16 protein-coding genes are annotated in these 21,064 nt (G+C 52.3%); 10 read left to right on the top strand and 6 right to left on the bottom strand.

Features of this window, described 5'->3' with window-relative positions; translation table 11 throughout:
* Nucleotides 1-23: 23 nt before the first annotated feature.
* Nucleotides 24-2,858 carry a leucine--tRNA ligase gene (leuS, locus tag DWZ47_RS12225; protein WP_117513278.1) on the bottom strand — a complete coding sequence of 945 codons (2,835 nt, stop codon included), beginning with the start codon at nucleotides 2,856-2,858 and terminating at the stop codon, nucleotides 24-26.
* Nucleotides 2,859-3,491: 633 nt separating this feature from the next.
* Here leuS and DWZ47_RS31310 point away from each other — a divergent pair.
* The 5 genes from DWZ47_RS31310 (at nucleotide 3,492) to DWZ47_RS12195 (ending at nucleotide 7,504) form a co-directional block, all read left to right on the top strand.
* Nucleotides 3,492-4,349 carry a helix-turn-helix transcriptional regulator gene (locus DWZ47_RS31310; protein WP_117513276.1) on the top strand — a complete coding sequence of 286 codons (858 nt, stop codon included), beginning with the start codon at nucleotides 3,492-3,494 and terminating at the stop codon, nucleotides 4,347-4,349.
* 105 nt (nucleotides 4,350-4,454) lie between these two features.
* Nucleotides 4,455-5,315: an RteC domain-containing protein gene (locus tag DWZ47_RS12215; protein WP_004303821.1), complete on the top strand. Its 861-nt coding sequence runs from the start codon at nucleotides 4,455-4,457 to the stop codon at nucleotides 5,313-5,315.
* A gap of 398 nt (nucleotides 5,316-5,713) precedes the next feature.
* Nucleotides 5,714-6,025, top strand: a complete 312-nt coding sequence (locus tag DWZ47_RS12205) for a helix-turn-helix domain-containing protein (RefSeq protein WP_117508529.1) — start codon at nucleotides 5,714-5,716, stop codon at nucleotides 6,023-6,025.
* A 3-nt stretch (nucleotides 6,026-6,028) separates the two neighbouring features.
* Nucleotides 6,029-6,355: a helix-turn-helix domain-containing protein gene (locus DWZ47_RS12200; protein ID WP_004295487.1), complete on the top strand. Its 327-nt coding sequence runs from the start codon at nucleotides 6,029-6,031 to the stop codon at nucleotides 6,353-6,355.
* Nucleotides 6,356-6,490: 135 nt separating this feature from the next.
* Complete coding sequence (locus DWZ47_RS12195; protein WP_004319206.1) at nucleotides 6,491-7,504, top strand: YhcG family protein; 1,014 nt, start codon at nucleotides 6,491-6,493, stop codon at nucleotides 7,502-7,504.
* A 63-nt stretch (nucleotides 7,505-7,567) separates the two neighbouring features.
* On the opposite strand, the gene DWZ47_RS12190 is transcribed toward DWZ47_RS12195, so the two are convergent.
* From DWZ47_RS12190 to DWZ47_RS12170, 5 genes are all read right to left on the bottom strand, one after another.
* A complete protein-coding gene (locus DWZ47_RS12190) occupies nucleotides 7,568-13,690 on the bottom strand; it encodes a helicase-related protein (protein ID WP_117513273.1) in 6,123 nt (2,040 codons plus the stop codon).
* Entirely contained in the window at nucleotides 13,677-14,126 is a 450-nt protein-coding gene (locus DWZ47_RS12185; RefSeq protein WP_004295482.1) for a DUF1896 family protein, read from the bottom strand. The genes DWZ47_RS12190 and DWZ47_RS12185 overlap by 14 nt, the downstream gene beginning before the upstream one ends.
* 143 nt (nucleotides 14,127-14,269) lie before the next feature.
* Nucleotides 14,270-16,369, bottom strand: a complete 2,100-nt coding sequence (locus tag DWZ47_RS12180) for a type IA DNA topoisomerase (protein WP_004319201.1) — start codon at nucleotides 16,367-16,369, stop codon at nucleotides 14,270-14,272.
* A 15-nt stretch (nucleotides 16,370-16,384) separates the two neighbouring features.
* The gene (locus DWZ47_RS12175; protein ID WP_004319199.1) at nucleotides 16,385-16,600 is read right to left on the bottom strand and encodes a hypothetical protein; all 216 of its coding nucleotides are present in this window, start codon (nucleotides 16,598-16,600) and stop codon (nucleotides 16,385-16,387) included.
* Between the two features lie 3 nt (nucleotides 16,601-16,603).
* Nucleotides 16,604-18,061: a DUF3945 domain-containing protein gene (locus DWZ47_RS12170; RefSeq protein ID WP_007558960.1), complete on the bottom strand. Its 1,458-nt coding sequence runs from the start codon at nucleotides 18,059-18,061 to the stop codon at nucleotides 16,604-16,606.
* 87 nt (nucleotides 18,062-18,148) lie between these two features.
* Between DWZ47_RS12170 and DWZ47_RS30645 the strand changes: the two genes are divergently transcribed.
* From DWZ47_RS30645 to imm9, 5 genes are all read left to right on the top strand, one after another.
* Nucleotides 18,149-18,292 (top strand): hypothetical protein, encoded by a 144-nt coding sequence (locus tag DWZ47_RS30645; protein ID WP_007558962.1) that lies wholly within the window; start codon nucleotides 18,149-18,151, stop codon nucleotides 18,290-18,292.
* 81 nt (nucleotides 18,293-18,373) lie between these two features.
* Nucleotides 18,374-19,492, top strand: a complete 1,119-nt coding sequence (locus tag DWZ47_RS12165; protein WP_007565622.1) for a tyrosine-type recombinase/integrase — start codon at nucleotides 18,374-18,376, stop codon at nucleotides 19,490-19,492.
* 63 nt (nucleotides 19,493-19,555) lie between these two features.
* Nucleotides 19,556-19,957 (top strand): SMI1/KNR4 family protein, encoded by a 402-nt coding sequence (locus DWZ47_RS12160; RefSeq protein ID WP_032581400.1) that lies wholly within the window; start codon nucleotides 19,556-19,558, stop codon nucleotides 19,955-19,957.
* A gap of 82 nt (nucleotides 19,958-20,039) precedes the next feature.
* A complete protein-coding gene (locus DWZ47_RS12155; protein WP_117513271.1) occupies nucleotides 20,040-20,441 on the top strand; it encodes a hypothetical protein in 402 nt (133 codons plus the stop codon).
* Nucleotides 20,442-20,498: 57 nt separating this feature from the next.
* Nucleotides 20,499-20,990, top strand: a complete 492-nt coding sequence (gene imm9, locus DWZ47_RS12150) for an Imm9 family immunity protein (protein ID WP_007558984.1) — start codon at nucleotides 20,499-20,501, stop codon at nucleotides 20,988-20,990.
* Nucleotides 20,991-21,064: the final 74 nt, after the last annotated feature.

Raw genomic sequence — 21,064 nt, 5'->3', positions numbered from 1 at the left:
CTTAATACTTATTACTTAATACTTTAAATTACAACGTTTACAATCTTCTTCGGAACGACAATGATTTTCTTTGGAGTCTTGCCGTCAATCCACTTCTGCGAACGTTCGTCGGCCAATACCGCCGCCTGAATAGCGTCCGAAGCTTCATCTGCTGCAAATTCCATATTGAAACGTGCCTTTCCGTTGAAAGAGATGGTATAGTTGACAGTATCTTCTTTCAGATATTCTTCATTGTATGCAGGCCATTGGGCGTCGCATACGGAAGTCTCGTGTCCCAATACGTCCCACAACTCTTCGCAGACATGCGGAGCGAAAGGAGCGAGCGTGATAACGAGCTGTTCCAGAATCTCTTTCTTGCTGCATTTCAGGTTGAAGAGTTCGTTTACGCAAATCATGAATGCGCTGATAGATGTATTGTAAGAGAACTGTTCAATATCACCTGTCACCTTCTTAATCAATTTATGAAGGCTCTTCAATTCTTCTTTCGTTGCAGGTTCGTCTGTCACCAGATATTCGTCCGTGCGGCTGTAGAACAGCGACCAGAATTTGCGGATAAAACGGTGTACACCGTCGATTCCGTTGGTATCCCACGGTTTAGACTGTTCTACCGGGCCGAGGAACATTTCGTACATACGAAGTGTATCTGCACCGTATTTCTCAACAATCATGTCCGGATTGACTACATTGAACATTGATTTACTCATCTTTTCAACTGCCCATCCGCAAACGTATTTTCCGTCTTCGAGGATAAACTCGGCTGTTTTATATTCAGGACGCCATGCTTTGAATGCTTCCAAATCCAAAACATCATTGGATACGATATTTACGTCTACATGGATAGGAGTAACTTCGTATTGATCTTTCAGGTTCAGTGAAACGAAAGTATTGGTATCTTTGATACGGTATACAAAGTTGCTGCGACCTTGAATCATTCCTTGATTTACTAACTTTTGGAATGGCTCTTCCATTACAGACACACCCATGTCGTACAAGAATTTATTCCAGAAACGAGAATAAATCAAGTGCCCTGTTGCATGTTCGGTACCACCTACATATAGGTCTACATTTTTCCAGTACTGGTCAATTTTCGGATCAACCAATGCCTTATTATTATGCGGGTCCATGTAGCGGAGATAGTAAGCCGAAGAACCGGCGAATCCCGGCATGGTGTTTAGCTCCAGCGGGAAGACAGTTACATGGTCAATCTTCTCATTTTCTACTACACATTTGTTTACTGTATCCCAAGCCCATTTAGTTGCGTGTCCTAATGGAGGTTCACCTGTTTCGGTAGGCAGGAATTTAGCGACTTCCGGAAGTTCAAGCGGCAGGCTGGCTTCGTCGATCATATAAGGCATTCCGTCTTTGTAGTAAACAGGGAACGGCTCACCCCAGTAACGCTGGCGGGAGAAGATAGCGTCACGCAGACGGTAGTTCACTTTCACACGGCCCAGATTGTGGTCTTTTACATATTTCTTGGTCGTTTCTATCGCTTCTTTGATAGTCAGTCCGTTCAATGAAAGATCACAGTAAGGAGTGACATCCGGACGCGGAGAATTGCAAACAATACCTTCTTTTGCATCGAAACTTTCTTCGCTTACATCACAACCTTCTACCAACGGACGGATTTCCAATCCGAAATGTTTGGCAAATGCATAGTCGCGGCTATCATGAGCAGGTACAGCCATAATAGCTCCTGTTCCGTATCCGGCCAGTACGTAATCGCTGATCCATACGGGCACTGCTTCACCTGTGAACGGATTGATAGCATACGAACCACTGAATACACCGGTAACGCTACGGTCGGCAATGCGTTCACGTTCCGTACGTTTTTTGGTACGGTCGAGGTAAGCGTCTACTTCTGCTTTTTGTTCAGGAGTCGTTAATTGTGCCACCAATTCACTTTCCGGAGCTAATACCATAAAAGTAACACCGAACATGGTATCTGCACGAGTGGTGAAAATTGTGAATTCGAGGTCACTGTCTTTTACTTTGAATTGCACTTCAGCACCTTCCGAACGTCCGATCCAGTTTCTTTGGGTTTCTTTCAGAGAATCTGTCCATTCGATCGTGTCCAATCCATCAAGCAAGCGTTGTGCATACGCAGATACACGCAAACACCATTGGCGCATTTTCTTCTGGATAACAGGAAAACCGCCACGTTCGCTGACTCCGTCTACTACCTCGTCGTTAGCCAGTACAGTTCCTAATTCGGCACACCAGTTTACCATTGTTTCACCCAGATAAGCGATACGATAGTTCATCAGGATTTCCTGCTTTTCTTTTTCGCTTTTGGCGTTCCATTCTTCGGCAGTGAAACTGATTTCTTCGCTGCAAGCGGCGTTCAGTCCTTTGTTTCCGTAGATGGCGAAGGCTTTTTCCAGTTCTTCGATAGGACGGGCTTGCTGTTCATCGTTGCAATAATAGCTGTTGAACATTTTTTGGAAGGCCCATTGCGTCCAGTGATAATATTCCGGGTCGCACGTGCGGATTTCACGGTTCCAATCGAAAGAGAAACCTATTTTGTCCAACTGCTCGCGGTAGCGGTTGATATTGTTGACGGTAGTGATGGCGGGATGCTGTCCGGTTTGGATGGCATACTGTTCTGCCGGCAGACCGTAAGCGTCATATCCCATCGGGTTGAGTACATTGAAGCCCTGCAGTCGTTTGTAACGGGCGTAAATATCTGAAGCAATGTATCCCAGCGGATGACCTACGTGTAGACCAGCTCCTGATGGGTAAGGAAACATGTTTAGTACATAAAATTTTTGCTTCGAATCATCTTCCGTAACTTGGTAGGTTTTCTCTTCTACCCACCTTTTCTGCCACTTCTTTTCAATTTCTTTGAAATTGTACTCCATAGTGATAAAGTTTTTATTTATAGTGATTTATACTGTTATTTCTAATTCGAGGCACAAATTTACGTGTTTTGTCTCGAACTACCTAATATTTGTATATGTATTCACTAAGAGAGGATTAGGTTGTTTGTTACTTATATAATAGTATCATGCAAGAAACTAATTACGGAAGTATTGTAAGTTTGTATTTTTGTCCAATAGAACGTGTTATATGATTTATAAAATATTCCCGATTTTTAAACAGAGTGTCTGTGAGCTCCCATACGGCATAACAATTATAACGATATTCTTTTAATATATTTGATGTAGTCTGAAGGTATTTAATTGACTACAAATAGATTAAAAGAAACTCGCATGAGAATGGGCAACGGATAAGAAATTGGTAAAGTGCTTTGATACACTATATTTCTCATGCTGTCAAACAACTCTTATTTGTTTGCAAATATAATATTATTGCAGGTAATAATCAAAAATAACGAGGTTTATTTTCATTTTTACCTGCTGATATTTGTTCCGGATTATCAGATGCGATATATTTGTAATTAGGATTCGTACCGTGTTCCAAGCGGTTCATAAGTAACGACTTGCGGAGTTTTGGCAACAAGGGGATGCGGCTCCGTTTTATAGAAATGACTTATGCAAACCGACTTATCCATTTACAACAGTCTTCGCCCTTCCTTTATAGAAGGCGTTCACGCCGTGAAGTTCAATGCTTTGTCGGCGGTCATATCGCGTTACCGGGATTATGCCCGCAGTTCCGAACAAATAAAAGCGTACTCGGGAGATTCTCTGCTGATGCGGGACATCGCCTCCTTGCTTGACGAAGCACCCCGTCCCATAACGAGGGAATACCAGGATTTCACCCCGTTCCTGCTTCTTCTGATGCTTTCGGAGGAATTTCATATCGTCCATTACGTCGAGCGTCTTGTAACGTGGTATTTCGGCTACTGTTGTGTCGATGAACTGCGGACGGTTTGCACCATTCTGTCCGAGTGTTCCTACCCGCATCACGACACGCTGCGGCTGCGGTTCAAGAATTACCTGCGTGAAGCCCGTAAGACATTGGGTATGCCCGTTGAATGTAACGCTGCTGTCATGCTGAAAATGCTCGACGCCTCTTATGAACATCTCACTCCCGCCGATGTCGGGGAGTTCGAGGAGCTGTTGCACCTGGGGGACGATTACGAGTTCATCTCCCGTGTCAAATCGAATTATCTTGCCTCGGATAACGTCACGGAACTCGCCGGGGTTTGCGGGTATTCCAGCACGATTACCTTCCGCCGGCGTTTCCAGCGGGTTTTCGGCTGCTCGGCCTCCTCGTGGTTACGTCAGCGCCGTATCGAACGTATCGGGGAGTTGTTGCGGACGACACACTACACGTTGCAGGAAATAGCCTACATGTGCGGTTTCTCCGCCCAATCCCACTTTACGGACTTTTGCAAGCGGAATATGGGGAGCAATCCCACTTCCATCCGCCAGGAAGGTCGGATCTGACATTAAAATCGGCTCCGTGATAAAAAAACGAAGAGAAAGATAAAAATCGTAATCCGCCGGTTTTTCGATTCGCTAACTTTATACGCGAAAGTAACAAGACGGATTATGATTGCATTTATAGAAAAATTAAACAGCGAAGTCCTGCGGAGTATCGAACGTATCGAATCGCGGGATACCGACGTGTTGAAAAAGTCGCTTGAAGCGTCACGTGTCCTGGGAGAAGCGTTCGACCGTTTGAAACAATATATCATCGGCTACCGTTTTCAAAACGATGACGAGGAAATAAAGTTCTTCAAAGAAATCAAACCTCGTCTTTTTTGCCGTCTGATCTATTACCGCAAGCTCTACAATATCGAGATGAACCGTCCGGTAGGAAGTATCGAGGCACAACGGGAGTACCTGGACGCCCATGTTCGGGCCATCAACGCGTACACGCAGAAACGCCTCGACTTTATCCGCTATTTCCGCAGCGGCGCTACACACCTGGACAGCCTCTATTTCCTGCGCGGGCAGACCGACACGGAGCAATACCTGGAAACCTTCTACTATGAACTCGACCCGCAGTTTTCGACAAACGCGGATTTCAAGGTGGCGAAAATCCTGGCCAACGATATGTTGTCGGTTTATCTTATGGGCGAATTGGAATCACTGGAGAGCACGAACCTCCGGAACATGGTTCTGCCATTGTCTGACGTGCGTCCGACATGGCAGGACTCGAAGACGGATCTGACGGAACTTATTTACCTGCTCGACAGTAAAGGCTGTTTCGGCAATGTGCCACTCACGCAACTTGCCAGCTACATTTCCAACGCTTTCAACGTACACCTCGACATGAACCTTTCGAGGACATTCTGCGATATGAAAATCCGAAACAACCCGACACCGTGGCTTGACAAGGCGAAAGAGGCCCTGCTTAAACGTATGCAGACGTGGAAGCGAAACAAGAAAAACGGCAATTCCGAGTAGAACATGAACCGGTAAAGCACTCTATTTCTTATAGAAGCACTGATAATCAGTGTTGTATATAACAAAAGAACCGAGGTCGGTTTTCCCCCGTAACTCTCGAAAGGAACTTTCCCGAACGCCCGTATTTGCACCCGTATAAGGAGCCGATACGGGTGTTCCGTTGTAGCCCCGTCCGGATTAGAACACCGTTAAGCGTTGAATCACAGTATGCTATCGCATTTCTGCCAATAAAAATACCGAGTACGGGCCGCGGATTTCGGTAAAAAACACTGCCTTCTTCACCGCATGAACCGTTGAGAATCAGTTCACTGCAAATTATCAAAAAAAAGTCGTACCGACCTCGTTTTAAGCTGTCCATATAAGCCCGACCTTTGTAACAGACTAAAAAACAAAGGAGTATGAAAATCATAGTGATCAGTTCGCGAGCCTATAACGAGCTTGTCGGGCGTATAGAGAAAATAGAGGCTGCAATCGCCTCTCTCCCTGAAAAGGGGCGTGCATGGAATAAGGAGTATATAAACGACGAATGGATGGACGGCGAGCAGGTCTGCCGTTACCTGGGCATCAGCGGGCGTACCCTTCAACGCCTCCGCTCGGATCACGTGATCACCTATTCGGCCATCAACCGGAAGCTGTATTATTCCCTCACGGAAATCCGCCGTGTGCTGAAGGAGCGTTCCGTGCGGCGCAAAAACCGACCAAAGGAGTAGGCCATGTTTCTGGATAAGGAATATTTCGACGGATGGATGCAGCGGCTCTCGGAACGGCTGGAACGTATTGAGAAGCTGTGCGCGGGGGACGTGGAGCAACCGCTTTCCATCCTGCCTGACGGGGAGCGTCTTCTGGACAATTACGACCTGTGCCGTATGCTCAATATCAGCAAGCGCACACTCCAGCGTTACCGCACCTCGGGAGAGCTGCCTTACGAGATGATCTATCACAAGACCTTCTACCGGGAATCGGACGTCCTGCGGTTCATCGAGCGTAACTTCAGTAATTTCCGCAAGCTGAAAAAGGATCGTCCTGCCGGTTCCGGTTAGGCCCTGTCCCGAGAGTCCGGCGTCATGGAAAAACGCGGAGATACATGGAATAAGGCACGACAAGGCGGTACAACCGTTCGATATTTGCCGTAAAATCAGTATGTTTGCACTTGGAAGCCTATATAATAATGAACAATGAAAGAAACAGATAAAATATATCCTGCCGACAAAGGGGAGGAAGAGCTGCTGCATAACGTGCGCCATATCTTGCAGGAAGCGCGCGCGAAGGTGATACATCATGTCAATTCGACCCTCGTGAGGGCTTACTGGCAGGTAGGGAAATATATAGTGGAGTACGAGCAGCAGGGAACCGGCCGTGCCGGATATGGCAAGGCTGTCATCAACACCCTTTCCAGGCGGCTCGTGGCGGAGTTCGGAAACGGGTTCACGGCCACCAACCTGCGGTACATGAGGCAGTTTTACCAGTGCTACCCGAAATATCACACGCTGTGTGATAAATTGAGCTGGTCGCATTGCCGCACGCTTCTCAAGGTGTCGGGCGATGCCGCCCGTGATTTTTACCTGCACGAGTGCGTCAAGGAAAACTGGAGTGTCCGGCAGCTCGACCGCCAAATCAACACGCTTTTCTATGACCGCTTGCTGGCCAGCCGAGACAAGAAAGCCGTGAAAGAGGAGATTTCCCGTACCGAACCCGGGCGTGTCGAACCCAAAGAGATCATCCGCGACCCGTATATCCTGGAGTTTCTCGGTATCCCCCAGGGAGAGCATTTTCTGGAAACCGATCTGGAGCAACTGCTCATCAGCCGCTTGCAGCGCTTGATGCTCGAACTCGGGAAAGGCTTCGCCTTCGTCGCGCGACAGAAGCGTATCTCCTTCGACGACAAGCATTTCTACATCGACCTGGTCTTTTACAATTACCTGGCCCGCTGTTTCGTTTTAATAGACCTTAAATCCGGGGAGCTGACCCATCAGGATTTGGGGCAGATGCAGATGTATGTCAATTACTACACCCGTGAGTTGATGAATCCCGGGGATAACCCTCCGGTGGGTATCGTCCTCTGCGCGGAGAAAAACGACGCGGTCGTCCGTTATACGCTGCCCGAAGATGAAAAGCAGGTCTTCGCCGCCCAGTACATGACCTATCTTCCCACGCAGGAGGAGCTGCAAACACTCTTGCAGGAAGTGTGACAACAACGCTCATGGGCATATGAAAAAAGCCGACGGAAATCTGTACTTCCGTCGGCTTTTCGCTTACATCTTAATCCCTTTCTTTGCGGGGCCGTTCTCCGGCGGGCTGCCCACGCCCGCGATCACGATGCGCCCCCCGGAGGCGTCGGCAATCTGCCGCAGCCGGGAAGGAATACGGGCCGCCGTGTTGTCTTCCTTCGGGAGCTCTTCCGCCGTGTCATGCCGTTCCCGGCACACGTCGTTATCCTCCTCCGCCTCCTTTCCCTCGCTCTCTTCTATCGGTTTGAGGCTTTGCTGTATCCTGCGGTCTATTTCCGTCAGGTCAGTTTTCAGGGCCGTCAGTTCGGGCTCCTTGCGCCAGGAACTTTCCACCACTTCCCGCAGGACGGGAATATCTTTCTCCAGTTCCTCGTTCTTTTTCCGGAATTTTTCCAGTGTCGGCTCGATGGTCGCGAGCGCGTGGATGAAGTTCATCGCCGCCAGTCGCGGGTCGGAGGCGATATTCCCGTAGTTATACTGGTATAGATAATCCCCTTCACCCCGGACATAAAAACGGTTCTGCACCAGGTCGAGCCCGTCTTTCCCGGTCGTTTCGCTCTGGACGAGCAGTTCGAACCCGTAGAGGCTCCCGATGGGTTCGAGCCTGTCGAGCGTGCGTGCCGTTTCGGCGATACGGTTGAGCTGTTTCCCGATGAGCTTGGGGTCGGAGGTTTCCAGCCCGTTCAGTTTCACGGGATTGCGGTACGAGCCGTCCTCGTTGAACTCGACGCGGGCCTTGAAGTGTTCCAGATCCTTGCCGATACGCCGTATCAGGTCGTTGTTCTTCTCTATCTTCTCCGTGATCTGCTCCAGCTTGTAGCGGCTCGATGATTTGCCGCGCACGAATGCCTGGCGTTCGCTTTCGAGCGTGGCGATCTTCTTCTCCAGGCGGGCCTTGTCCAGCAGGTCTGTATTTCCCGAGAGGACGGCTACATACTCGGAAAAATTCATGCCGCTTTTCTCGTCGATGGCCCCCTCGTCGATGGTACGGCTTCCCATGTTGTTGGTCTTGAGCTGGCGGATGAACAGTTGCTTGTTGTGCAACAGCCCGAACTTGTAGGCGTCGAGCGACTTCTCGACGGCGTATAATATCACGTCCACCTTGTTGTCGGCATGGAGTTTGGCGATCTCGTTCCCGGTGCGTATTCCCCGCCCGTCGCGCTGCTCCAGGTCGCTGGGACGCCAGGGGCAGTCCAGGTGGTGTATCGCCACGCAGCGTTTCTGCGCGTTCACTCCCGTCCCGAGCATCTCGGTCGATCCGAAGAGTACGCGGATTTTTCCGGCGTTCATACCGGCGATCATCTCCTTGCGCGCTTTTTCCGAGGTCGCCTCCTGGATGAACCGCACCTCGCTTTGGGGTATGCCGTAATCCTCCGCGAGTTTACGCCGTATCTCGGAATAGACGTTCCACCCCGCTCCGGGTTTGTAGGTTCCCAGGTCGGAGAATACGAACTGCGTACCTTTGTACGCCTCGAAACGGCGGTAGTAACCGGCAATCATACGGGCGCAGTGGCTCGCCTTGTTGTCCACGTGGTCGCTGTATAGTTCGGGGTCTATCATACGCATATCGAGCGACATCTTGCGGGCGTAGTCTGTGGCAATGAGCATTTTCGCCTTTTCCTCCCGCTCCGAGAGCGGCAGGCGGCCCAGGAGCGTGGCATCGCCCGATTTGGCGAATTGCACCAGCCGTTCTATGAACTCCGTCTGCTGGGGTGTCGGCGGGATATTGTGCAATATCTCGTTCTTTTGCGGTCGGTCGATCCCTATATCCTCCGCCGAGCGGTAATCTGTAATCTCGGAGTAGAACATGGCCAGTTCGGGAACCTTGATGAAATATCGGAACCGTTCTTTCTGCACGACCTCGTTGGTCACGGAAAACTCGTAGTCGATGGTTTTCTTGGCAAATATGGCCGCCCAGGCATCGAAGGTGCGGATATTCTGACGCTCCAGTTCCTTCGGGCGCAGGTACTTGAAAAGCAGGTACAGTTCCGTGAGCGAGTTGGAGATGGTCGTTCCCGAGAGGAACGTCGCCCCCAGGTCGCGGCCCGTGCGCTGCTGTATGGTACGCAGCGCGAAAAGCATGTTGAGCGCCCGCTGCGACCCCTCGGGATTTCCGAGGCCCGCCACCCGGTCATGCCGGGTCGTGAAAGTCAGGTTCTTGAATTTGTGGCTCTCGTCCACGTAGAGGTGGTCGATACCCATGAGGCGGAAGTCCACGGCGTCGTCCTTGCGTGTTTCCAGCGCGTGCGCCACCTTCTGCAACTTGGCTTCCAGGTTGGCCTTGCGTTTCTGACACCCTTTCATCATGGCGCGGGAAACGTCCCTGCCTTGTGCTTTGAGCACTTCGAGGTTCTCCTCCACACAGTCCAGCTCGGCCTGCAATATCTCCTGCTGTATCTCCGGGGACTGGGGTATCATGCCGAACTGTTCGTGCGAGAGGATCACGGCGTCCCAGTCGTTGTTGCGTATCTCCCGGAAGATGCGCTCACGCTTCCGGGGCGTGAAATCCTCCTTGCCCGGGTAGAGGACTTTGGCCATCGGGTAAGCGGTGCAGAACGTCCGGGCTATTTCATGGATGTTGGCTTTCAGCCCGATAATCATGGGTTTATTGGCCAGCCCGAGGCGTTTCTTCTCGTAGGCCCCGCAGCACATGATAAGGGTCTTTCCGCCGCCCACCTCGTGGTCGATTATCCCGCCGCCGAGCAGTTTGTCCATCCATATCGCGTCCTTCTGGCTGTCATACAGTTTGTCGATTCCCAGCCCCTTGAGGTCGAGGTCGGGGAATTCCTGGTGCGTCCCGTCGTACTTCGGGCGCACGTAACAGTTGAAAGTACGGTTATAGAGGTCTGTCAGGCGGTCTTTGAAGTCGGACGACTGCTCGCGCAGCCATTCGGGGAAAGCACCCCGGATCTCATCTATCTTGCTGTTGGCGAGCTGTATGGCCTCCCCGTCACGCACTTTGACCTCCCGCCGTTCTCCGTCCACCCATTTGAGGACGGTCTTGGTGATGTCGGGCGAAGTGTTTTGCAGGGCGTGTTTCAAAAGGTGCAGGCCGTTGTACTTACGGGTCTGCGCGCTGACGGCATACTGCTCCGTGATCTTCACGTTCGTCGCTTCCGCCTTCACGCCGTACTCGTCCAGGTTGGAGGCGAAGGTGATCTTCACCTCCGTATCGAAGAGCGAGGAGGCGAAACGCTCGTAAACACCTTTTGGAATCCACCGTTCGCCCAGGTTGAAGTCCAGGTCGTCGAAAGCGATGGGTTTGGGCGTCGCCTCGCGCAGAGCCTCCAGCGATTCCCGGGCCGGGGCGTGGTCGGGATTCTCCCGCAGGAACGCCTCGATCCGTTCGGCTTTCCCGATGACATTGCCGGCGATGAACTTGTCGGCAACCTCGTAGCCGTCCGTTTCCGGGTTGTAATAGATACGTCCTTTCAGTTCCCCGAGTATTCCCTCCACGGTAGTTCCCGTGAGCGAGGCCATGTAGTGCGGTTCCACCCGGCCGTACTTGTTCAGGCTGGCCACAAGGGCCTCCGAAGCGTCGTCGGCGTGCGTGATCTCATCGGGATTGAAGGCCACGGGACGCTCGAAGATGTCGGCTTTGCGTGCCTTGCCGTCGATGTAACGCTCCAGCGACAGAATCTCCGTCCCCCGCGCGTCCATCTTGATCAGGTCGAGGTTGCGTTTGTCATTGAGCCGTCCGAAGCGTTCGGTGAAATTGTCGTAAAGCCGGTTGAGCATCTCCCGCAGGGCGGGGTTCGCCGTCAGCGTTTCCGCCTCGTTGTTATAAAGGTGGTAATAGGCATCGCGTATCTCGATATACATGGAGGCTTTCGTCCGTTGTGCAGGCGTGAGTTCCAGCGGGTGGAACATGGGTTGCAGGGATTCAGTCTCCCGCAGGTAGCCGACCCGGTTTTGTCCGTCCGTGACGAGTGTTCCCTCGCGGAAATAGGGGGCGACCTCCCCCTCGAACGGTCGGGGTTTCATATCCGCCTCCCGTATCTGCGGCATTTCTTTACCGGGTTCTTCCTCCTCCGGATTTTCCGGCGTGTCGAACAGGCCGCCCGTTCTCGGCGTACCGGCGGCTTGTTTCCGTTTGCCTTTCGGGGCTTCCGTCGGGGGGCGTACCGCCTGCCGTTCCCGCTGTTCCGGGGTTTCCTGCTGCCGGGCGCTTTGTCGGCGCAATTCCGCCCTCCGTTCCGGGGTAAGCGACATCATCATCTCGTAAAAGCCGTTGATCGGCGGGTTGTCCTCCCAGTTCAGGGAGGCATACAAGTCTTCGGGATCACGCTCCGGTGGCGTCGTTTTCGGCATTTCGCTCTTCTGTTCCTCCGGAGAGGAGGCCGGGGCGAATAATGAGGGTTGTCGGGGCGTCTTCCGCTTTGCTCCCCGGCGGCTGTTCCTTTTCTTGGATATACCGAGTTCTGCCTGCCGCCGCTCCTCGGCGCTGAAGCCGAACAGATCGTAGAGCGTCAGCAACGGTTCCTGCTGCACATTTACCGGTTCGGCAGCTTGGGTGGCAGGTACGGGAGCCGCCGTTTCCACCGTGTCGAAAAGCGACCCGGCGAAGCCCTCCCGCGGTTTCGGTTCCGTTATTCCGCCCACGTGCTGCACGGGAGTATCTGCCATGCCGAAATCTTCGGGTTTCGGCGGGTGCTGCCCCCACAAGCGATTCTCCCGCTCTTTCGACCAGGCCCCGAAGTCGGCCAGATCCTCCCCGGTCGGTTCTCCGGCGGGTGTGGCAGCAGAATCCGGTAACACTTGTCCGGGTTTGTTTTCGATTCGGGTAATCTCCCCGGTTTCGGTATCGACATGGTAGCCCTGTGCCGCCATTTCGGCGACGACGCGGCGTTTTTCCTCCTCTTCCCGCTGCTGCTGAAGGTTACGGGCATCGGCGATAATCTCCTTGACGATTTCTCCGGCAAGGCGGGGCTCGTGTCTTTCGGCACGCTGGCGTTCCGCCTGACGGGGACGGGACAATTCCCGCTCCGGTGTACCGGGTGTCTGTTCCGGAGCATGTTCCAGGCAATAACTCTCGTTGAAATGCCGGTTGAAATCCTCCGAGAGCATACGCCGCATCTCCCGGTCGATGCCGTCCACGCCCTCCGCGTGGGTGAACTCCATCGCCGGTTTGCCGTAGGGGTCTTTGCCTACTTTGGCCTCGGTATGGATCACCCTGTCGAACGACTGGAAAAGGTTGTTTATCCGGATGCCGTTCGACAGCTTGCGGGATTCGATGAAATCCCGCTGCCGTTCGGACAGTTCCCCCGTGGCGGCTTTCTTTTGCAGGATAACCAGGTCGCTGCCGACCTCCGTCCCCGCGTGTTCTGTAAAGAGGTTGTTCGGCAGCCGGATGGCCGATACGGGCTCGCAGCGGTTCATCAGCCACTCGCGCACGGGGCGTCCCTGCTCGGCGTTCAATACTCCCTGCGAGGTGATGAATGCCACCAGGCCGCCCTCGCGTACCATATCGACGGACTTCATGAAAAAATAGTTGTGCAGCGCCCGTGTGCCTTGCCGCCGCACGGGGTCGGTATGGGTGGAGAAGAACGGGTCGAAGAGCGCCACGTCCCCGAAAGGGATGTTGCTCACGGCCACGTCGTAGTAACCGGCGTATTTGGGTTCGATGCGCTCGAATCCCTGTACCCGCACCCGTTTTTCGGGGTGCAGGTGCTTCAGGATCAACCCCGTGGCGGGGTCTTTCTCGAAGCAGGTGATCTCCGCATAGGGGGCGTGGAAATCCACGGCACTGACGAAAACCCCCGTTCCCGCACTGGGGTCAAGAATACGTTTGGGGACGATCCGCGTGTCCCATATCGCCTCCACGATGGCGTCTGCCACTTTCGGGGGCGTGTAAAAAGCCGTCAGGACGGAGTTCTTGATCCCGTCCATGTAGCGCTTGTATTCCCGTTCGTCGGGGGTGTTCGCCCTGATGACCTCGTGCAACTCGGCCACGAGCGTTGCCATGCCGTCCTTGTCCGGTTTCCCGGTGGGGTTTTCCAGCACTTCCTTGATGGCGCCGAAGCCGCTGTATGCGCCGAGTGTCCTTTCTTCTTCGGGAGTCGGCGCCCGCCGTTCCCTGTCGAGCGTGAAGGCCGTCTTCAGCGCGTCGATATTCTGGCGGAGGTGGGTTTTCTTATTGAATGCCATCTTCGAGAAGTATTTGGACGGTTCCCGTCAGTTCGGTATAGAACAGTTCGTAGTCGGGCGTGTCGGCGAAGTCGTCCGTGAGGTCGTACTTCTCCAGCACCCCGCGGCAGAGGGGCAGCAGGCGTAGAGCCGCCTGCCGGGCGGTATCCTCGGGAATCTCCGCCTCGAATTCCCTCCAGAGGATGTTTACCAGCGTGTTGTAGGGTGAAAAGTGCAGTCCGCGGCAGAGTTCCTCGCGGGCAATTTCTTCGGCCTCGATGTGGTTGCAGCCCGAACGGATCGCCTCGCTGTACGCTTGGGCGGCGCTGTCGGCCCGCTCGGCGATGAACTCACTTTCGGCGATGAGTTCCGGGTGGCTGTCCTTGAGGTAGGATAGTAACGAAAGTCCGTAATAGGACAATTCCCCCGTGGGGGTATGGTGTTGCTTGTCTGGCATGATAAGAATTTTTAGTGGTCGTTGATAATCGGGGAAGAGAAAGGCGCCCCGGGTTCCCACCCGAAGCGCCGACCACTGAAAAAATCCTTATCAAACAAGCGTATCTCGTTATGACAGGTCTTTTCCAGTGGCAAAGGTAACGATTATTTCCGTTTGTTCCTCTTTCCCTGCCTGGGAGTATCGCGCGGTTCGAAAACGAACGAGGTCTTGAACTGGTCATCGAGCGTGAGGGCCGCGTCGAACGTTCCGCCGCCGTTTTTGACGAATCCCCGGATCGTGCCGGTTTTGCCTTTGGTCAGCAGTTCCGCGAGCTGCTTGTCGGTCAGCTCCTTGCGGCCCACGGTTCTCCATACGGTCAGGCCGCAATCGGGATTCTGACACTTGGCGAGTTTGGGATAGAACACCACGGGCCTGCCGCAACGCGGGCAGGCTGTGTCACTCTCCGCGCCGTCGATTCTTGCTTCCAGCAGTTCTTTGGCGATTTGCGAGGTGAAGACCTCGATACCGCGATGGAACGTCGGGGCGTCCATCTCCCCGGTGGCGATCTTCGAGAGGGCCAGTTCCCAGCCGCCCGTCATGGCGACATCGGCAATCTTCTTGTCCCTGACCACGGCATACACGGCCAGTCCCTTGTCCGTGGGTACAAGCGACTTTTTCTCTCGCCTGACATACTCGCGGGCAAAGAGCGTTTCGATGATGGCGGCACGGGTGGCGGGCGTGCCGATGCCGGCATCTTTCATCGCCTCGCGTTCGGCCTCGTCGGACAGTTCGCGTCCGGCGGTTTCCATCGCCGCTAGCAGGCTCGATTCCGTGTGAAGGGGGCGCGGCCGGGTCTGTTTCTGTTCCGTGCCGCATCCTTTGACGGGCAGCTCGTCGCCTTGCACGATGTCGGGAAGGAGGGTCATGTCCTCCTCTTTCTCTTCGACAGGTTCATTCAGGACGGCCCGCCAGCCCGTCTCGACCATGATACTGCCGCGGGCCGTGAAATCATGTCCCGCGCTTTGCAGGGTAAGGAAAGTGTTTTCTTTCACGCAGGCCCCGGAAAAGGTTTCGAGCATCCGCCCCGCGACCATCTCATAGACGATGCGGTGGTCGGCATCCAGTTCGGAGGGGAGGTTCTCGGTGGGAAGCAGCGCGTGGTGGTCGGCGATCTTTTCGTTGTCCACGCTTCGGCGGGAGAGAGATGCGGTATCCATCCTGCCCGCGTATTCCGCGAAACGGGGATAGCGTGTCATGTTCCCGATGAGTGCCGGAATCTCCTCGGCCACATCTTCCGATATATAGCGTGAGCCGGTACGGGGATAAGTGATGAACTTCTTCTCGTAAAGCGACTGGGCGATGTCGAGCGTTTTTTCTGCCGAAAAACCATACCGGCTGTTGGCCTCTTTCTGGAGTGTCGTCAGGTCGTACAAGAGAGGCGGCTGTTCCCTGGCCTCCTTGCGCTCCACGTTCACGACGCGTACCGTTCGGACGCCGATAACCTCGGCGCGGGCTGCTTCCGCCTTCTCCCTGCCGTCGAATTTCTCCGTGGAGAGGACGGTGAACTCCGTGCCCTCCTTTGCCGTGGAGAGCTTCAGCCGGAAATAGGTGGCGGGCTTGAACGCCTTGTTCTCCAGGTAACGGGAGCAGATGATCGCCAGCGTGGGGGTCTGCACCCGTCCGAGCGACCAGACGCCCCGCCCGGCAGCCACGGCAAGCGCTTGCGAGGCGTTGATACCGACGATCCAGTCGGCTTCGCTGCGGGCTTTGGCCGAGAGGTAAAGGTTGTCGTATTCGTTGCCGGGGCGGAGGTGTTGTAACCCCTCGCGGATGGCCCGGTCGGTCAGGCTGCTGATCCATAACCGCACGAAAGGGGTGCGGCATTCCAGGTAAGAGTAGATGTAGCGGAAGATCAGCTCCCCTTCACGCCCCGCGTCGGTCGCGACGATGATGCGCTCGGCCATGCCGAACAATTCCCGGAGAATACCGAGCTGCTTCACGACACCCGGGTCGGCCTTATACTCTTTACCCTCCCGAACCTGCCGGGGCAGGAGGATGAACGATGATGGCAGGATAGGCAGGTTTTCCCGGCGGAAACCCGCGATGCCGTACTGTTGGGGCATTGCCAGCCCGACCAGGTGGCCGAAGGCCCAGGTTACGGCGTAGCCGTTTCCCTCGATAAAACCGTCTTTACGGTTCGTGGCTCCCACGATGGCGGCGATCTCACGCGCCACCGAGGGCTTTTCTGCGATAATTACTTGCATGATGATTCGGATTTTTCAGTGGTTGTTTTCTTGTAGTTCTTCTTCTTTCTCTTTTTCCGGACGGGCGATCAGCCGGCGGTCGTAATAGACATGGTTGCCGTTCCCGTCGTAATACTGCCGTCCGTCGTCCGCCTCCTCCGGGGGGCTGCGTTTACCCGGCCGGAGGTACAAGGCGGCCAGCGCCGCGATCAGGAGCGGCATGGCTCCGGCCTGCATGTAGAACCATTTCATACGTTATACCTTGACACCTTTGGAGTTGCTCTTTTTGCTGCTGCGGTAATTTTTCTTCTGCGTCGGGGTGGCTTCCTGCTGTCCCTGCTTGAGCGGCTCTTTCACACCTTTGACCGCTTCGACGGTCTTGCCCTCGGAATTGACGGCGACCTGGGTACGGCTTTCAACGGCGGGTTTGACCTCCGCTCCCTGCCGTTTCGCACGGTCGGGATTCCAGCGGAAGAAGTCCATCTTGTTACGCTCGAAGTTGGGCTTGACCCAGGCGTTGAACGGCTCACCCTGCCCGTCCTTGACCATGCCCTTGATGTAGAAAGCCTTGACATCCGCCCGCTTGGAGGGATCATTCACCGCTTCCGTCCACTGGTCATAAGCCTCTTTGGGCACGGAGGCTTTGAGGATTGTCCGGTGAATCGTGAGCGTGGGCTGTCGTTCGGAGGCCGTAGTTTCCTGCCGTCCGTTTTTCTCGGCGGCCTTCTGACGGTAAATCTCCTTGTTCTCCTGGGCGTAGCGGTTGCGATCCAAACCGTCGTAGGTAAAGGAATAGTTACGTTCGGCCGCGTCGATTTGGATATAGGCATCCCGCTTATAACCCGCGCGGGTGGTATATCCTTCGAGCAACACCTTGCCGCCGCCGTAGAAATCCATCTGCTTGCCTTCCGAGAGGTCGGCCTCCTTGATGCGGGCACGTTTTTCGAGTAACGAAACGGGCATGGGTTCCAGCGTGTTCGTCCATTTGTCTATCGACACGTAGCAGGGCGTGAGCTTGCCCGGCTCCAGCTCCAGGTCGATCACTTTCCCGGCGTGGCGGGTGTTCATCAGGTTCGTTTTCGCCTCCTCGTCGAGCAGCACCCCGTGGAAGGGGGCGTCGAGGTCGGGCCGTTCCTGCCAGTAATGCGGCACGACGCGCAGCGAGCCGTCCGCCTGCTCTTCGAGCGACACGCGCCCTTTGGTGGAAACACGCATCCCGTTCTCCAGTTCGGGGTTCATCTCCACCAGCCCGTTGGATTTATGTCCGTAAGACATGGCTTTCAGGTGCGGCTCGATGTCCTCCATGCGGATACCTTTCTTCTCCATATCCGCCAGGTCTATCTTCGTGACGTCCAGCGGCTCGAACTGCCGCTGCTCCTGCGTCTGAAGCCGTTCGGAGGGGTCGATACGGTAATTTTCCAGAATCTCCGGGTCGAAGTCGATGCGGATAAGTTTGTTCAGGGCATTCTCCGTCATGACGAAGATACCCGTGTGGACGGGGTTCTGGGCCTGTTCCATGAACTTTTTGAAGAAGGCTTCGAGGGCTGAATCCTGCGTGTTCACGTTCAGCAGGCTCGCCACATTCTGATCCGTGGGGTCGGCGGTCTGGATATTGCCGTCCCGATCCACGCCGGTAACGGCTTGCAGTCGTCCGTCGTCGGCATTCTGAACGAGCATGACTTGTTTAGCGTCGTTCTTTACGTTTTCGTCCATAATTACGAGTGTTTTTAGTTAGCACCAATAGCGATGCGGGAACGAAAGTAAGGGGAACCGGCTGAACGTAAAAGAGTTGGAAAGGCTATGGAAGCATCGGGCACAGAAGTGGCCGCTTGTGGCGCAGGGCAGAGGAAATCGGAGAAACGGAGTGCCGGGAAGGACGGATTTGGCAGAGGGTATTTTCGTGGCTCCTCACCTTATTGTCAGGTAGTCGGGATCTATTGTTAAATGTCAATAAAGCGCATGGATAACCCGTGTTTTTTTATAAATTTGCGAAAACGGGTTTCAATATCCGACAAAACGTGAGGCATGGAAATATATACCCCAAAAACCAAGATCAAACTTTCTCCGGTGATAAGAAACGGGAGAGAATTTGTCGAAGTGACTTTCGGTAATGACAATGACATCCGCTTGTCGCTGTCGAAGGAAGAAAACGTACTGCTTGTCGGCGGCAGGGCTTATCTGCCGGCAGAAGATTTCGTGCTTGCCGAGTTCTTCGACCGCTATGTGAAAATGGCGTTTATAGACTATTCTGCCATCAAGGAAACCGCCCCCCGTAAAGAGGAAGACAAACGGCCGCCACTGCCGGAAGGCTATCTGGAAAAACTTCAGCAAGTGCGTTACAGTGACCATACCGTAAGGGTATATACCTCCTATTTCCGCGATTTCCAACAGCATTTCGAGGGGCGTAAGATTGAAACGGTTACCCCCGGCGAGATAAACGACTACCTGCTGTATCTCATCCACGAGAAAAACATATCCTCCTGCCAGCAAAACCAGCGTATCAACGCCATCAAGTTCTATTACGAGAAAGTTCTCGGTCAGGAACGGCGGTGTTACAAGGTGAACCGTGCCAAACGGGAGAAGACGCTGCCCGACGTGTTGAGCAAGGAGGAAATAAAGAAGATACTCGACGCGACGGTGACAGACCTGCGCTTCTTCTGCATGTTCTCCATACTCTATTCCGCAGGATTGCGCATCAGCGAACTGCTGGAACTGAAACCCGGCGACATCAACGAATCCCGCTCCCTGATACGGGTGCGGCAGGGTAAAGGAAAAAAAGACCGCTACACCCTGCTATCAAAACCGTTGATGAAAAAGCTGACGGAATATAACAGACTATACAAACCGAAAGTGTGGCTTTTTGAACACAGACCGGGCGAACCTTTCACCGAGAGTATCGTGTCGAAACGGCTGAAGGCAGCGGCCCGGGAAGCGGGAATCACGAAACGGATTTATCCGCACCTGCTGCGCCATTCGTTCGCCACCCACTTGCTGGAGCAAGGAACCGACATCAAGATTGTGAAAGAGCTTATGGGACATAACAACATCAAGACAACGGAAAGGTATGTCCACATAGCCGACACTTTCAAAAGCAATATCAAAAGCCCGTTGGACGATCTGTTGATGGAGGAAGACGAGGTCTGATACTTAAAGAAAATAACAGCCAAATCGGCTGATAGTATAACGTTAGTGTCATATAAAATTATAATGAAACAGATAATAGAAAAAATCAATAAAAGTTGGCACTCCAATCCTCCATGTGATCAACAAATAATGTTGAGTGTGGGAAAGTTGTTTCCATTACCCGATGATTATAAGGAATTTATGTTATGGAGTAATGGTGGAGAAGGTAATATTGGTAGTCAATATTTATCATTATGGAAGATTGAAGATTTGATGCAACTGAACAAAGAATACCAAATACAAAAGTATTTGTCGAAAAAATCTTTGGTTATTGGCACTGATGGAGGCGATAATTGTATCGGTTTTTATTTTGGAGAACCTACTTTTATTTTTTTACAACCATTAGGAGATTTAGACTTATCTGAGAATAGATTTTTATCCCAATCATTTACAGATATGTTCATTAATTGGTTGAGAATAAGATAAAAAATGACACTAACAAGCGGCTCAACCTCCCCTGAAAGGTCGGTTAGCCACCCAACATTATCAATAATTAAACAGAAACGCAATGACAAAAGAAGAAGCATATATTTTATTAAGTTTCCATTCTTGTAAAAACAATGATATAGAAAATGAGAAATGGGAAAATGGATTTCTTGGTTCACTTCGTCCATTTCAAGGAAAACTATATGAGTGTAATTTTATCGAGATAATGGAATGTCTTAAAGTTCTTGCAGATGATTTTATGAAGCCAACGATCAATCAAACCCTACTAAGTGATGTATATAGCATAATACATTTAGGCAGGAGGTGGATTGACGGAGCTGATTTTGTTACACAAGAGCAGCAAAAGCAAATCATAGAATGGGTTGATATGATACAAGATTGTTTCTACTACCTATTAGAAGGAGATATTGATACTGCGTTTCTTGAATATGAAGAATATAAAATTGATAACAAGGAAAGCTAACTCCTAAACGGCGTTCCTTTCCAAGCCATTATAAACTCTGGATATAAGGATGAATGTATGAATAATCAATATGCAGTTTTAATAAGTAGTGAAATCCCCGAACTTGGAGAATTGGACTTACTGCGCTCAATTTACCGAGAGTTGAATGGTTATATGGAAGATTACAATAACCAAATCAACTTAGATGATTTGGGAGATTGGAAACTTCTCATACAGATAAATCTTCGAAATACTAATGGGGGGATTGGGATTTTCAAACGGGCAAAACGTTTCCCATCTAATAAAGAGTTTGAAATATCTATTTCCATACCAGTACCAAATTTGGAGGAAGCACGCTATGGAATATCCGATATGACGGGGATTTATATTCCTTTAAATATTAAAAACTTCTACATTCTTTCTCCATGCTTTAGTAAATATGATAATTTGTATCATTATATTCTTGAGAGTGCAAAACAAGCCATAGATGCAGCTTTTGCTTATGGCTTTACATGTAACGGCAAAAGAATAAAGAAAAAAGAGTTTATAACAAACAGCACTACCGACTGAATAAGGCGGAACGCTGCAAACCATTACCGATAATAATAAAAACAAAGAAAATATGAACGAACGATATGCCAAAT

Origin of the sequence: Bacteroides sp. AF32-8BH (assembly GCF_003435205.1) — a bacterium.
Classification (GTDB): domain Bacteria; phylum Bacteroidota; class Bacteroidia; order Bacteroidales; family Bacteroidaceae; genus Bacteroides; species Bacteroides ovatus.
Note: the sequence above shows the minus strand (reverse complement) of the source record. Positions and strands in the feature narration are given on the sequence as shown.

Bases quoted from the DNA above. Each gene is read 5' to 3' on its own strand.
- DWZ47_RS12170 (WP_007558960.1), bottom strand. From the start codon at position 18,061: ATGGACGAAAACGTAAAGAACGACGCTAAACAAGTCATGCTCGTTCAG.
- DWZ47_RS31310 (WP_117513276.1), top strand. From the start codon at position 3,492: ATGCAAACCGACTTATCCATTTACAACAGTCTTCGCCCTTCCTTTATA.
- imm9 (WP_007558984.1), top strand. From the start codon at position 20,499: ATGAATAATCAATATGCAGTTTTAATAAGTAGTGAAATCCCCGAACTT.
- DWZ47_RS12205 (WP_117508529.1), top strand. From the start codon at position 5,714: ATGAAAATCATAGTGATCAGTTCGCGAGCCTATAACGAGCTTGTCGGG.
- DWZ47_RS12215 (WP_004303821.1), top strand. From the start codon at position 4,455: ATGATTGCATTTATAGAAAAATTAAACAGCGAAGTCCTGCGGAGTATC.
- leuS (WP_117513278.1), bottom strand. From the start codon at position 2,858: ATGGAGTACAATTTCAAAGAAATTGAAAAGAAGTGGCAGAAAAGGTGG.
- DWZ47_RS12190 (WP_117513273.1), bottom strand. From the start codon at position 13,690: ATGGCATTCAATAAGAAAACCCACCTCCGCCAGAATATCGACGCGCTG.
- DWZ47_RS12165 (WP_007565622.1), top strand. From the start codon at position 18,374: ATGGAAATATATACCCCAAAAACCAAGATCAAACTTTCTCCGGTGATA.
- DWZ47_RS12195 (WP_004319206.1), top strand. From the start codon at position 6,491: ATGAAAGAAACAGATAAAATATATCCTGCCGACAAAGGGGAGGAAGAG.
- DWZ47_RS12155 (WP_117513271.1), top strand. From the start codon at position 20,040: ATGACAAAAGAAGAAGCATATATTTTATTAAGTTTCCATTCTTGTAAA.
- DWZ47_RS12200 (WP_004295487.1), top strand. From the start codon at position 6,029: ATGTTTCTGGATAAGGAATATTTCGACGGATGGATGCAGCGGCTCTCG.
- DWZ47_RS12180 (WP_004319201.1), bottom strand. From the start codon at position 16,369: ATGCAAGTAATTATCGCAGAAAAGCCCTCGGTGGCGCGTGAGATCGCC.
- DWZ47_RS12175 (WP_004319199.1), bottom strand. From the start codon at position 16,600: ATGAAATGGTTCTACATGCAGGCCGGAGCCATGCCGCTCCTGATCGCG.
- DWZ47_RS30645 (WP_007558962.1), top strand. From the start codon at position 18,149: ATGGAAGCATCGGGCACAGAAGTGGCCGCTTGTGGCGCAGGGCAGAGG.
- DWZ47_RS12185 (WP_004295482.1), bottom strand. From the start codon at position 14,126: ATGCCAGACAAGCAACACCATACCCCCACGGGGGAATTGTCCTATTAC.
- DWZ47_RS12160 (WP_032581400.1), top strand. From the start codon at position 19,556: ATGAAACAGATAATAGAAAAAATCAATAAAAGTTGGCACTCCAATCCT.